13 protein-coding genes and 1 pseudogene are annotated in these 13,126 nt (G+C 67.2%); 3 read left to right on the forward strand and 11 right to left on the reverse strand.

The window, feature by feature from the left end; all coding sequences use genetic code 11:
• The 6 genes from AC2EBU_RS04385 to AC2EBU_RS04410 form a co-directional block, all read right to left on the reverse strand.
• Positions 1-1,116, reverse strand: coding sequence for an NAD(P)/FAD-dependent oxidoreductase (locus AC2EBU_RS04385; protein ID WP_484609148.1), 1,116 nt, complete (start codon positions 1,114-1,116; stop codon positions 1-3).
• A gap of 15 nt (positions 1,117-1,131) precedes the next feature.
• Positions 1,132-2,169 carry a histone deacetylase family protein gene (locus tag AC2EBU_RS04390; RefSeq protein ID WP_484609149.1) on the reverse strand — a complete coding sequence of 346 codons (1,038 nt, stop codon included), beginning with the start codon at positions 2,167-2,169 and terminating at the stop codon, positions 1,132-1,134.
• A 13-nt stretch (positions 2,170-2,182) separates the two neighbouring features.
• Positions 2,183-3,028 (reverse strand): N-formylglutamate amidohydrolase, encoded by an 846-nt coding sequence (locus AC2EBU_RS04395; RefSeq protein WP_484609150.1) that lies wholly within the window; start codon positions 3,026-3,028, stop codon positions 2,183-2,185.
• A gap of 92 nt (positions 3,029-3,120) precedes the next feature.
• Positions 3,121-3,858, reverse strand: coding sequence for an acetoacetyl-CoA reductase (phbB, locus tag AC2EBU_RS04400; RefSeq protein ID WP_484609151.1), 738 nt, complete (start codon positions 3,856-3,858; stop codon positions 3,121-3,123).
• 91 nt (positions 3,859-3,949) lie between these two features.
• A complete protein-coding gene (locus AC2EBU_RS04405) occupies positions 3,950-5,128 on the reverse strand; it encodes an acetyl-CoA C-acetyltransferase (protein WP_484609152.1) in 1,179 nt (392 codons plus the stop codon).
• A gap of 51 nt (positions 5,129-5,179) precedes the next feature.
• Positions 5,180-6,895: a PHA/PHB synthase family protein gene (locus AC2EBU_RS04410; protein ID WP_484609153.1), complete on the reverse strand. Its 1,716-nt coding sequence runs from the start codon at positions 6,893-6,895 to the stop codon at positions 5,180-5,182.
• Between the two features lie 94 nt (positions 6,896-6,989).
• On the opposite strand from AC2EBU_RS04410, the gene AC2EBU_RS04415 reads away from it, so the two are divergent.
• Positions 6,990-7,322 (forward strand): hypothetical protein, encoded by a 333-nt coding sequence (locus tag AC2EBU_RS04415; protein WP_484609154.1) that lies wholly within the window; start codon positions 6,990-6,992, stop codon positions 7,320-7,322.
• Here the strand turns inward: AC2EBU_RS04415 and pgeF are convergent.
• A pseudogene (gene pgeF / locus AC2EBU_RS04420) lies at positions 7,215-8,030 on the reverse strand (peptidoglycan editing factor PgeF); the annotation flags it as partial. The gene AC2EBU_RS04415 and the pseudogene pgeF sit on opposite strands and share 108 nt — an antisense overlap.
• A 7-nt stretch (positions 8,031-8,037) precedes the next feature.
• Positions 8,038-8,679 carry a maleylacetoacetate isomerase gene (gene maiA / locus AC2EBU_RS04425; RefSeq protein ID WP_484609155.1) on the reverse strand — a complete coding sequence of 214 codons (642 nt, stop codon included), beginning with the start codon at positions 8,677-8,679 and terminating at the stop codon, positions 8,038-8,040.
• Positions 8,680-8,796: 117 nt separating this feature from the next.
• Between maiA and AC2EBU_RS04430 the strand changes: the two genes are divergently transcribed.
• A complete protein-coding gene (locus tag AC2EBU_RS04430; RefSeq protein WP_484609156.1) occupies positions 8,797-9,075 on the forward strand; it encodes a hypothetical protein in 279 nt (92 codons plus the stop codon).
• Between the two features lie 21 nt (positions 9,076-9,096).
• Here the strand turns inward: AC2EBU_RS04430 and AC2EBU_RS04435 are convergent, their stop codons facing one another.
• The 3 genes from AC2EBU_RS04435 to AC2EBU_RS04445 all read right to left on the reverse strand — a co-directional run bounded on the left by AC2EBU_RS04435 (position 9,097) and on the right by AC2EBU_RS04445 (position 10,473).
• Entirely contained in the window at positions 9,097-9,594 is a 498-nt protein-coding gene (locus tag AC2EBU_RS04435) for an Lcl C-terminal domain-containing protein (RefSeq protein ID WP_484609157.1), read from the reverse strand.
• A gap of 221 nt (positions 9,595-9,815) precedes the next feature.
• Positions 9,816-10,175 carry a helix-turn-helix domain-containing protein gene (locus AC2EBU_RS04440; RefSeq protein WP_484609158.1) on the reverse strand — a complete coding sequence of 120 codons (360 nt, stop codon included), beginning with the start codon at positions 10,173-10,175 and terminating at the stop codon, positions 9,816-9,818.
• Entirely contained in the window at positions 10,165-10,473 is a 309-nt protein-coding gene (locus AC2EBU_RS04445; protein ID WP_484609159.1) for a type II toxin-antitoxin system HigB family toxin, read from the reverse strand. The genes AC2EBU_RS04440 and AC2EBU_RS04445 overlap by 11 nt, the downstream gene beginning before the upstream one ends.
• A 187-nt stretch (positions 10,474-10,660) precedes the next feature.
• Between AC2EBU_RS04445 and AC2EBU_RS04450 the strand changes: the two genes are divergently transcribed.
• Positions 10,661-12,874, forward strand: coding sequence for a transglutaminase family protein (locus tag AC2EBU_RS04450; RefSeq protein ID WP_484609160.1), 2,214 nt, complete (start codon positions 10,661-10,663; stop codon positions 12,872-12,874).
• Positions 12,875-13,126 lie beyond the last annotated feature (252 nt).

A 13,126-nucleotide genomic window follows, 5' to 3' on the forward strand; every position in this document is an offset into this window, starting at 1 on the left:
TCAGTGCGCGTGCAGCAGCGCCACCACCGCTTCGCCGATGGCCAGGCAACTGGTCAGACCGGGCGATTCGATGCCAAACAGGTTCACCAGACCCGGCACACCATGCACGGCCGGGCCCTGGATGACAAAGTCCGCCGCCGCCTCGCCCGGGCCACTGATTTTGGGCCGGATGCCGGCGTACCCGGGCTGCAGGGCCCCGTCGGGCAGCGCCGGCCAGTAGCGGCGCACCTCGGCGTAGAACGCGTCCCCCCGCGCGGCGTCCACCTCCAGGTCGTCCGGCCCGTCCACCCATTGCACGTCCGGGCCGAACTTGGCCTGCCCGCCCAGGTCCAGCGTCAGGTGCACGCCCAGGCCGGCCGCCTCGGGCACCGGGTAGATCAGGTGGGAAAACGGCGCCCGGCCCGCCAGGGTGAAATAGTTGCCCTTGGCGTAAAAGGCCGTCGGAACATGGCGGACGTCCAGACCCTGAAACCGCCGCGCCAGCGCCGGCGCCTGCAGACCGGCGGCGTTGACCACCGTTCGCGCCGCGATCTCCGTGCCGTCATTCGCTACCAGAACAAGAGCATCATGCGACCTTTCCACGATGGGTAGGGCCGATTTCAGCGGTGAAAGCAGCGCCAGCAGTCCGCCCGCGTTCTCCAGGTCGCCCAGCAGGGCCAGCATCAGCGCGTGGCTGTCCACAATGCCCGTGGACGGCGAATGCAGCGCCGCCACACAGGCCAGCGCCGGCTCCAGTGCCCGGGCATCCGCGCCGGTCAGCGGCGCCAGATCGTGCACGCCGTTCGCCGCCGCCCGCGCGGCAATCCGTTGCAGCTCGCCCGCCTGCGCATCGCTGGTGGCCACAATCAGCTTGCCGCAGCGCTGGTGCGGCACGCCGCGTTCGGCGCAGTAGCGGTAGAGCAGTTCGCGCCCGCGCACACACAGCCGGGCCTTGAGCGAGCCCGGTTCGTAATACAGGCCGGCGTGGATCACCTCGCTGTTGCGCGAGCTGGTGCCGGTGCCGATGGCGTCGGCCGCCTCCATCACCAGCACTTCGTGCCCCGCCAGCGCCAAGGCGCGCGCCACGGCCAGGCCGACCACCCCGGCACCCACCACCACCGTCTCGATCTGGTCCATCGGGGAATCCTCTCCTCAGGCGGCGTCGAAGGCTTCGATCACGCGAACCGCGTTCAGGCCGAGGTCGGCCGCCGCGTAGCCGCCCTCCAGCACCAGCACCGTGGGCAGACCCAGCCGCGCCAGGCGCTGGCCCAGGCGTGAAAAGTCGTTTGCCTGCAGCGCAAAGGTCGAAATCGGGTCCCCCGCGTAGGTGTCCAGCCCCAGCGACACCACCAGCGCGTCGGCCCGGTGCCGGTCAATGCGGGCGCAGGCCTGCTCCAGTGCGTCGAACCAGCGCGCCACGTCACTGCCGGCCGGCAGCGGCAGGTTCAGGTTGAAACCCTCGCCCGCCCCCTGCCCGCTTTCGTCGGCATGGCCCAGGTAGAACGGATATTCGGTGCGCGGGTCGCCATGGATGCTGACAAACAGCACGTCGTCCCGGTGGTAGAAGAGGCTCTGGGTGCCGTTGCCGTGGTGGTAGTCCACGTCCAGCACCGCCACCCGGCCGCAGCCGCCGTTGCGCAAGGCCTGCGCGGCCACGGCGGCGTTGTTCAGGAAGCAGTAGCCGCCCATGAAGTCGGCGCCGGCATGGTGCCCGGGTGGGCGGGTGGCGCAAAACACCGCCCTCACCCCCTCGGCCAGCCGGGCCGCCGCGCTGGCGGCCGCATCGGCAGCGGCCTTGGCAGCCGCCCAGGTGCCGGCGCACAACGGGCTGCCGTTGTCCATCGAATACAGGCCGAGGCGCGCCGTGAAGTTCAGCGGCTCGACATCGCTGCGCAGCGTGCGCACCGGCCAGACCGACGGAAACGGCTGGCGGGTGGCGTTGCCGGGCTCCAGCGCCAGCCACTGGTCCCAGGCCGTCTGCAGAAACTGCAGGTAGCGGGCATCGTGCACCTGGGCCAGCACGGGGCGGCTGTCGGTGTCCGGCTCGTGCAGCGCCAGGCCGCGGGCCAGCAGCGCCTCCCGCACAAAGCCGGCGCGCGCGGGCGATTCGAAGCAGGGCACGCGTTCGCCGCGGAAGAATTCGGTTTCTGGCGCGTGCAGCGCCTGCGCCGACGGGAAATAAGTCAGCATGGCGGTTCCGGGTTCAGAGGGTGCGCGGATCGAGCGCCAGCAGACGGGTCACCAGGCCCGACAAGGTGGCCTGGAGCGGCACAAAACCGTCGTGCACCGCCAGCGTCGCCTCGTCCATGTAGAGGCGGCGGTTGATTTCCAGCTGCACGCTGTGGCGGTGCCGGGCCGGTTCGCCATACCGCCGCACCAGCTCCACGCCTTTGTAGGGATGGTTCAGCGCCACCGAATAGCCCTGCTCACGCAGCCAGTCGCCCATCCACGCGATCAGCGCCGGGCTGGCCGTCTGGCCGTCGCGGTTGCCGATGACAAAGTCGGCATGTACCAGCCCGGGGAAATCGGTCGCATGGCTGGACGCCACCGCCGGCATCGAGTGGCAGTTGATGTGCAGGCTGTAGCCATGGCGCGCGTGGGCGGCGTCGATGGCCTGCGCCACGGCCGCGTGATACGGCTGCCAGCAGCGCGCGATGCGCTGCTCGATCTCCGCCACGGACAGCTGGCGCTGGTACAGCGGCACACCGTCGTCGGTGCAGCGCCAGATCAGGCCTTTGCCCAGCCGCACCTTGGACAGCACCGCCGGGTCGCTCGCCACCGGATGCGGCCAGGGGGCGTCGAGCAGGCCGGTGTCGATCTCCGTGGTGTCGCGGTTGGCGTCCAGGTAGCTGCGCGGGAAATGCGCTTCGATCCAGGCCACGCCCAGGGCCGGGGCAAAGTCGTAGAGCTTTTCGACGTGGGTGTCTTCCGCGCGGCGCAGCGTCGCCAGGTCGCAGGCGTGGCCGAAGTCGTCCGGGTAGTCGACGCCGCTGTGCGGCGAGTCCAGCACCAGTGGGGTGGTGCCGGCATGGTAGGTCACAGTCTCCATGCGGCCATTGTGACCCAAGCCGCTGCGGGCAAAAAAAAAGGCCCCGCAGGCGGGGCCGTTTCGGGCCGGGGGCAAGACCCCGGACGGGGCGATCAGCCCATGTGCAGGCCGCCGTTGACCGAGAAGTCGGCGCCGGTGGCGTAGCCACCTTCTTCGCTGGCCAGCCAGGCGATGATGGAGGCGATTTCGCTGGGCTTGCCCAGACGCTTGACCGGCACGGTGGCCACGATTTTTTCCAGCACGTCCGGACGGATGGCGTTGACCATGTCGGTGCCGATGTAGCCCGGGCTGACGGTGTTGACCGTCACACCCTTGTTGGCCAGTTCCTGGGCCAGAGCCATGGAGAAACCGTGCATGCCGGCCTTGGCCGCCGAATAGTTGGTCTGGCCGGCCTGGCCTTTTTCACCGTTCACCGACGAGATGTTGACGATGCGGCCCCAGCCCTTTTCCACCATGTCCGCCACGACCTGCTTGGTCACGTTGAACATGGAATTCAGGTTGGTGCTCATGACCGCGTCCCAGTCGTCCTTGGACATCTTCAGGAACATGCGGTCGCGGGTGATGCCGGCGTTGTTCACCAGCACGTCAATGACGCCATGCTCGGCCTTGGTCTTGGCGAAGGCTTCGACGGTGGAATCCCAGTCGGCCACGTTGCCGACGCTGGCGTAGAAGGTGTAGCCCTCGGCCTTTTGCTCGTCCAGCCACTTCTGGAAATCGCGGGTCGGGCCGCAACCGGCGATGACTTTGAAACCGTCCTTGTGCAAACGCTGGCAAATGGCGGTACCGATACCACCCATGCCACCGGTGACGTAGGCAACTTTCTGACTCATGGAAATGCTCCTCTGTGTTGGCCTCTAGGGCCGTTGAAATGAAGGGTCGTCCGATCCGTTCGAGACCCGACCCCCCGATTGAAACCCGAAATCAGCGCTCCAGCGCGAGGGAAACCCCCATGCCGCCGCCGATGCACAAGGCTGCCAGCCCCTTTCTGGCATCCCGGCGCTGCATCTCGTGCAGCAGGGTGACCAGGATGCGGCAACCCGACGCGCCAATGGGGTGACCGATGGCAATGGCGCCGCCGTTCACGTTGACCTTGGCCGGATCGATGTCCAGCGCCTTGTTGACCGCGCAGGCCTGTGCGGCAAAGGCTTCGTTGAGCTCGAACAGATCCACGTCCGACGCGTTCCAGCCGGCGCGGGCCAGCGCCTTCTGCGACGCCGGCACCGGGCCCATGCCCATGGTGGCGGGGTCCAGACCGCTGGTGCCGAAAGCGGCAATGCGCGCCAGGGGCTTGAGGCCCAGCGCGGCGGCCTTCTTCGCGCTCATCACCACCACGGCAGCCGCGCCGTCGTTGATGCCCGAGGCGTTGCCGGCGGTCACCGACCCGGCCTTGTCGAAGGCGGGGCGCAGACCGGCCAGGGCTTCCGCACTGGTCTTCTTGTTGATGAATTCGTCTGTGGCGAAAACGACCGGGTCACCCTTGCGCTGCGGAATGCTGACCGGAACGATTTCGTCCTTGAACTTGCCCGCATCCTGCGCAGCGGACGCCTTTTGCTGGCTGCCCAGGGCCAGGGCGTCCTGCATGTCGCGGGTGATGCCATGGGCCTTGGCGACGTTCTCGGCGGTGATGCCCATGTGGTACTGGTTGTAGACGTCCCACAGGCCGTCAACAATCATGGAGTCGACCATCTTCCAGTCGCCCATGCGCTGGCCATCGCGCGAGTTCAGCAGCACGTGCGGGCTGGCGCTCATGTTTTCCTGGCCACCGGCCACCACGATCTCGCTGTCGCCCCAGGCCACGGCCTGGGCCGCCAGCATCACGGCCTTCAGGCCCGAACCGCAGACGGCGTTGATGGTCAGCGCCGGGGTTTCCTTGGCAATGCCGGCCTTCATCAGGGCCTGGCGGGCGGGGTTCTGGCCCGCACCCGCCGCCAGCACCTGGCCCATGATGACTTCGCCGACCTGGTCCAGGCCGACATTGGCACGGGCCAGCGCCTCGCGAATGACGATGCTGCCCAGTTCCGCCGCCGAAACCTTGGCCAGCGAGCCACCAAACTTGCCAACGGCCGTGCGTGCAGCCGAGACGATGACGATATCTTGCATGCGTGTTCTCCTTGAATGCAGGTGCGAAAGGCAGGGCCGGGCCGGCCCCGATCAGGCTTTCGCCTTGACGTACCGGCCGGGTGCCGACTCGGTCGCCTTGTATTTTGGCGCCTTGCCATAGGTTTTCGGCGCCGCGACCTGTTTGCCGGCGTTTTTCTTGAGCCAGTTGCCCCAGTCGGTCCACCAGCTGCCGGGCAGTTCGGTGGCGCCGGCGATCCACTCATTGACATCGGCGGGGAACTGTCCGTCTTCCCGCAGCCAATGGCTGCGCTTCTTGGCAGCCGGCGGGTTGATCACGCCGGCGATATGGCCGGACGCGCCCATGACGAAGCGCTTCTTGCCGGGCAGGACCTGGGTGGTGCCATAGGCGCCGCCGATCGGAACGATATGGTCTTCGCGCGAGCCATAGATGTAGACCGGAATATCGATCCGGGTCAGATCGATTTTTTCCCCGCAAACGGTGCACTTGCCCGGCTTGATCAGGTTGTTTTCCAGATAGGTGTTGCGCAGGTACCAGGCGTAGAACGGGCCGGGCAGGTTGGTGCTGTCACTGTTCCAGTACAGCAGGTCGAACGGCGGGGGAGTCTCGCCCTTGAGGTAGTTGCCCACCACGTAGTTCCAGACCAGATCGTTCGGACGCAGGAAACTGAAGGTGGAGGCGAGGTCCTGACCCTTGAGCAGGCCGCCCTTGCCCATCTGCAACTCGCGGAACTTGACGAAATTTTCGTCAATGAAAATGTCCAGGATGCCGGTATCGGTGAAGTCGATCAGTGTTGTCAGGAAGGTGGCGCTGGCCACCGCCTCGTCGCCCCGCGCGGCCAGCACGGCCAGCGCATTGCTCAGGATGGTTCCGCCGACACAGAATCCCAGGGCGTTGATCTTGGGCGCGCCAGTGATGTCCTGAACCGTCTTGATGGCCTTGATCGCGGCGTTTTCGATGTAGTCGTCCCAGGTCTTGTGGGCCATCGACTGGTCGGGGTTGCGCCAGCTGACAACAAAGGTGCGGTGACCGAGCGCGACCGCGTTGCGGATGAAGGAGTTCTCCGGCTGCAGGTCAAGAATGTAGAACTTGTTGATGCACGGCGGAATCAGCAGGAACGGCCGCTCGTAGACCTTGGCGGTCAGCGGCGTGTATTCGATCAGCTGGAAATACTCGTTTTCGAACACCACGGCGCCTTCGGTGGTGGCCACATTGCGCCCCACTTCGAACAGGCTTTCGTCGGTCATGGACACATGGCCCTGCCGCAGGTCACCCAGCAGGTTCTGCATGCCCTTGGCAATGGTTTCGCCCTTGCTCTCGATGGCCTTTTTCTGCGCGTCGGCATTCATCGCCAGGAAGTTGCTGGGCGCTGCCGCAGCCAGCCACTGTTCGACCGCGAACCGGATGCGGTTCTGGGTCTTGCCATCGGACTGCACGGCCTCGGCCAGACGCATCAGCGTGCGGGCGTTGAGCAGATAGGTGGCCGCAGAAAACGCCGAAACCGGGTTTTTCGCCCAGGCATCACCGGAAAATCGCCGGTCTTTCGGCACCACCGAGCCCGACAGGCTCTGGTTCCACAGCTCGGTCATTTCCTGCAGGTAGGTTTGCTGGATTTCCTGCAGCTTCTCGGGCGCAATGCTCACCTGCGGCATGTTCACCTGCGGCGCCGGCAGACCGCCGACATCCATCTGCTGAAAGGCCTCGAAGACCTTACCCCAGGTGTCGCCAAACTGCTGGCCAAGCGGCGCGGTTGCCTGTTTCCAGATATCTTCGGGCTTGAAATTCACGCTGTCTCCTTGGGTATGGTTCAACCTTGGTGTAAACCCTAGTTTTACTTCAGAAACCTTCTGGTGCCTGACAACACCGATTTTGCCTGCAACCATGTATCTCGTCGCAATCGGCTGGCTCTATGTCGCCCTGATGATGGCGGTGGCCGAAGCCACCCATTCCAACGGTTCCGTGCTGGGCGCGGTGATCACTTTTGTGCTGTACGGGCTGGCGCCGACCGCGCTGGTGCTCTACATCCTGAACACCCCGCACCGCAAACGCGCCCTGCGCCAGCGGGAGCTGGACGAGGCCCAGGCCGCCTCAGCCGCCGCCGCGGCCGCTGAGCCAGATGCAGGCGGCGAAGCGCCCGCTGCCGCCCAGGCGGGCGCTGTCGCGCCGGTGCGAGAAGAAGCGCTCCGACTCACCGACGGTGCACCAGGCCGCTGAGCCGTCATTGCCCCCGATGGACCCAATCCCCAGGGCCTGCAGGCGCAGGCGCGCCAGCGCCGGCAAGCTGGCCAGGAAGCGCCCGCCGCCGCCGGGCTGAAACGCCGCTTCGGCAGCGGCATGGCCCCGGACAAAGGCGTCGCGAACCTCCGCGCCCACCTCAAAGCGCTCCGGCCCGATACAGGGCCCCAGCCAGACCAGCAGCTCGGCAGCTACTTTTTCAGGAGCATCAAGTGACGCTTTTACGCTGGGTATGGCACAAAATTGCTTGAAAACCGCCTCCAGAACGCCTGCACCGGTGGCACCCCCGGCTCCGGCCAGCCCGCGCCAGCCGGCATGGGCCGCCGCCACCGCCCTGCCCTGCCGGTCGGTCATCAGCACCGGCAGGCAGTCGGCCACCATGACCGTGCAGGCCAGCCCCGGCCGGTCGGCCACCGCCGCGTCGGCGCGGGTGCCGTCGGCGGTGTCCGGCTGCAACATCACCACATCCACCCCATGCACCTGCGACAGGAAAACCGGACGCACCCCCAGCGCCGACTGCAGCAGCGCACGGTTACCCGCAACGGCCGCAGGATCATCGCCGACATGGTCGCCCAGGTTCATGCTGGCATAGGGCGCGGCCGACACACCGCCGCAGCGCGTGGTGCACAGCGCCCGCACGTGCGCCGGCGCCGGCCAGTCGGGAATGATCCAGTCGGGGTGCGGCACTACCCGCTCAGCCCTGCGCGTCCGGACAGGCCGACGGTTGCGCCTTCTGGAACGCCTCCAGCGCCATGCAGGCGTCGAACGCGGCCATGGTGCGTGGCAGGCCGTCGAGGGGTGTGTCAAAGCGCCGGGCGTTGAAGATCTGGGGCACCAGGCAGCAGTCCGCCAGGGTCGGGCTGTCGCCGTGGCAGAACGCACCCGCCGGCCCCTGGGCCAGCTGCCGCTCGAACGCCTCCAGCCCGGTGCGCACCCAATGCCGGTACCAGGTGTTCTTGACATCCTCGCTCACGCCCAGCTCCTTGCTGAGGTATTTGAGTACCCGCAAGTTGTTCAGCGGATGGATCTCGCAGGCGATGGACTGCGCCAGCGCCCGCACGCGCGCCCGCGCCACCGGATCGGCGGGCACCAGGCGCACTCCACCATGGGCCTCGTCCAGATATTCGATGATGGCCATCGACTGCGACAGCCGCGTGCCGTCGGGCAGCTCCAGCAAAGGCACGAGCTGATCGGCGGACACCGCAGCGAAGGCCTCGCGCAGATGCTCGCCCTGCGCCAGGTGAACCGGAACGTACTCATAGGCCAGGCCCTTGAGCTGCAACGCAATGCGCACCCGGAAGGACGCGGAGGAACGGAAGTAGTTGTAGAGCTTCATGGGCGCAAGGATAAACCGGGCCGGGCGGGCGGGCTTGCTGGCCCCGCGTTCACTGGCCGTTCGCATCCGCTTTGATAGCATCTGATGACCATTCCACGCTGGGTACCCACCAAAAAAATGCCTGATTTGCCCGAACCGCCCGCTCCGCGCAGCGTTGCCGACGTGGACGGCTTTGTGGATCTGCTGCGCGCCGCCTGTGACGAGCCCGCGATGGCGCGCACGCTGCTGGCGCTGCTGGACCAGCCCGCAGACCGTCGCGGCCACGTCATTGAACGGCTGGCGGCCCACCTGCGCCGGCAGGGCGCACCCGCCCGGCTGGTGGCCGCGATCAGCTGCCTGGCCGACGATGCGGTGGCGCAGCAGGCCCAGGCGGTGATCCGGCGCGGCGGCGCCTGACCGCGCCCCCGGTGAACGCCCTCAGTTGGGGCTGCGCACCAGCCGCATGGCCGCCGGAAGCGTGCGGGTGTTCTCGCCGACATCCGCGTCCTTGAAACCCACGTACATGAAATAGTGCGGGCCGGCCGAGCTGGAGGTCCAGAACCGCAGGGCCGGGGTGCCCGGAAAGGCCGTCGCGTCAATGGCCGCGACCCCGCTGGTCGGGTCTGCTTCGGCGACCGACGCAATCGCCGACAGCTCTTTCATGGTCGGCAGACGCCAGGCTTTGCCGGAGCGCGCCGCCTCGTCGGCCGCGCGGGAGACTGCCGACGGATGCGGCACCGTCAACGCTTTGCCGTCACAGCGACCCGCCTTCCAGGTCATGCCCTCGGCGCAGCGGCGCCAGACCAGACCGGAGCGCGCATCGCGAATCTCGTCGCCGTCCGGCAGTGGCTGAAACCGCCCCTGGGCCGCCGCCCCGCCCGAACCGATGCCCGCCAACAGCGCAAACCCAGACAACACCCAAGAACGCCACATCATCGACAGCCTTTCTGTTTACTTACAGCGCACTATCGTAGGGAGAAAATCCGCGCCCTCCATGCGCAATCTCACGTAGAGGGTTGCACGTAAGAAATTGGTACGCACGCTCCCGGGCCCCGGCAGCGAGGCCTTTTCCAATTTGACCATCGCCCCGGACCACGACAGTAACTGCGGGCGCAAGCAAAGGGGCACGATTCGCGCTGGCGTTCAGACTGAGCCGCTCATCGGACGTCGGCCAGAAGGCTCTCGTAGGGAATGTTCAGCGCGTCATGCAGGTTCTTGACCATGCGCAGGCTCAGGCGCCGCTTGCGATTGAGCACTTCGGACACCCGGCCACTCGGGCCGATGAAGGGCTCGAGGTCCCGCGCCGACAGGCCCTGTTGCTCCATCCGGAACTTGATGGCCTCCACGGGGTCGGCGGGGCCAAAGTCGTAGTGCTTGTTCTCATAGGCTTCGACCAGTGTCACGAGCACGTCGCGCTCGTCCGCCTCCGGGGTCTGTTCCTCGGCCTGGAAGATGGACTCCAGCCGGCGGAACACCGCCTTCAGGTCGTCGTCGTTTCGAATCGGCTTAATAGTCATTCACGTTCTCCACATCGATGCGGTCGTATTGGGCATGGGTGCCGACAAACTTCACCCAGGCGATGCCCGCCCGGTATTGCATTTCCACCACCAGCCGGTACTTGTTGCCGCCAATGTTGAACACCACGCGGTTGTTGCCGCAGATGCTGGCGCTGGCGTACTGGTCCTTGACATCCTGGGGAGACCGCCAAGTCGCCTTGATGGCTTCGCCGTACCAACTGTGCAGCGGGCCGCGCGCATCACCGCACCCGGGTTGGTCCCAGAACTTCTTCAGACTGCTCTTCGCGATCACCCTCATCGGGCTCAGTATCTCCCATTTTGGGAGCACCGTCAATCGTTTCACAAGACTTGGTCAAACCACGCAGGGCGGGCAGCTCATCGGCTCGCTGGCGCGCAACTTGCATCACGTTGGGGCCCACAGCCGCCGCTGAAACTTGACTGACATCAAGTGATGCAAGGCTCGGCAATTCCGGAGTCACCCACGAATGGAGACCGACGCCTCGTTCGAACAGGCCGTTCAGCGCCACGACGCGCAGGTGGCGGCGCTGGGCCTGCCGCTGTGGGTGGGGTCCGAGCCCACCTTCACCGACCGGCTGGCCCAGACGCCGGCCTGGCTGCACGCCGCGCTGGGCGACGACAAAGAGCCCCGCGCCCGCGCCCTGACCGCCACCCTGAGCCGGCTGATGCCGGGCGCGCTGGTGTTGCGCAGCGTCGGGCGGCTGTATCCCGGTGAAAAAGCGCCCCGCTGGAACCTGGGCCTGCTGCGGCGGCGCGACGGCGAGCCGCTGTGGAACGGCCCGCCGGACCCGCTGCTGGCGACCGAACCGCTTGCCGCCGGGCCACCGGACATCGCCGCCTTCGCCCACGCCCTGGCCGACGCCTTCGCCCGCCAGCCGTGGGCCACCGAATGCACTGAAGCGGCCGAGGCCGAAGACGGCGCGGGCGGCGCACCGGCCTGGACGGTCACCACCCGCTGTGACACCGCCGCAGAGCCGCTGCGCTTTGCCGTGCGCCCCCATGCCGACCCGGCCCGCCCGCAGCACGGCGAAACCGACGCCGCCACGCCGGCCAGCATCGCCGCCGCCGATGACGCCGCCGCTGCAGCCGCCGATGGAGCGCCCGGCGCGCAAACCCAGCCCGCCGCCGCCCACCCCGCCCCACCCGCCTGCGCCGCCATCGACCTGCCCGAGATCGCCCGCGTCGACACGCTGCTCGCCGTACTGCCCTGCATCGCACACGGAGCGCGGGCCTGCGGATTGGGCGCGCTGGTGATCGCCGGCGCCAGCCCGCCGGTGGACGCCACGCTGGAGCTCACCACCGTCACGCCCGACCCGGCCGTCATTGAAATCAACTCCGCCCCCAGCCGCACCTGTGCCGAGTTTTTCTGGCGCAGCCAGCAGGTCTATGCCGCCGCTGCGGCGCACGGGTTGTCGCCCTATCGGCTGTATTTCAACGGGCAGGTGGCCGACTCCGGCGGCGCCGGCCAGATCACCTTCGGCGGCCCGACGCCCGAGGCCAGCCCCTTCGTCACCCACCTGCAGCTGCTGCCTCGGCTGGTGCGCTTTTTCAACCGGCACCCGGCGCTGAGCTACCTGTTCGCGCACGATTTTGTCGGCGGCAGCGGCCAGTCCGTCCGGGCGGATGAGCGCGGCACCGGTGCCTTCGACGACCTGGTGCTGGCCCTGGCGCTGCTGGAGCGCGGAACGGTCACGGAGCCTGAACTGCTGTGGAAAAGCCTGGCGTCGTTCCTGTGCGACGCGGTGGGCAACAGCCACCGCGCCGAGATCAACATCGAAAAGCTCTGGAACCCCTATCTGCCCGGCCGTGGACGCCTGGGCCTGGTCGAATTTCGCGGCCTGCGCATGCAGCACACGCCGCAGCGCGCCACGGCCATCGCCTGCCTGCTGCGCGCCGTGATCGCCCTGCTGGCCACGCGCCCCTACGCGCTGCCGCTGATCGACTGGGGGCGCGAGCTGCACGACCGCTTTGCCTTGCCGTTCTACCTGCAGGCCGATCTGGACACCGTGCTGGCCGAGCTGGACGCAGCCGGCCTTGGCCTGGAGGCACCCATCCAGGCCGTGCTGCGCCACGACGCGTTCCGCTTTCTGGGCCAGGTGGACTTGCCCTGTGGCACGCTGGAGCTGTGGCGCGGCCTGGAGTTCTGGCCGCTGGTGGGCGACGCCGCCAGCCCCGAGCAAAGCGGCAGCTCCCGCTTCGTCGACGCCAGCACCACGCGCATCGAAATCCGCTGGCGGCCACCATCAACCGGCGCAGTGGACACGCCGAATGCCGCCCACTGGCAGGACTGGGCCATCACCGTGGACGGCGTCACCCTGCCGCTGCGCCCCGAGCGCGAAAACCGGGGCGACCTCAAGGTCTTCGGCGTGCGCTATGCCAGCTTTGCCCCCCGCTCCGGCCTGCATCCCGTGCTGGGCAGCCAGGCCCCGCTGACGCTGACCCTGGGCCATGTCGACCACGACGTGCAATACGACATCACGCTGCATGAATGGCGGCCGGATGGGGAGGCCTATCCCGGGCTGCCGGCGGATCTGCTGGAAGCGGGTGAACGGCGTGCTGCCCGCATGACCGTGGTCGCGAGGGAACGGCCCGAGAAGGCTCCCCCGGGCGATTCTTGCAGCGAGGCCAGCCCCGCTAGCCCGGGGCTGACGGCGTACAGCCTGGATCGGCGATACCGGTGAACAGTTTGCGGGCTGAGGACGTCGGAAACCGCGTTTGTGACGTGTGTTCAGAACAAACCCATCAGTTCTAGTTTGATAGCGGATAGTGACCATTCCACGCTGGGAACAGGCTATTTTTGTATGAAATTGTGATTGAAAAATTCATTGCAGGCTGTTGCGTAACGCCGAGCATGTCCGCGAATAGCAAAGGCCAGCTATAGGCCGTTGGCCATCGAGCTTCCACCATCTAAGGACTACTCTCGGCAAGGCACT

Source organism: Curvibacter sp. T50 (assembly GCF_057219955.1).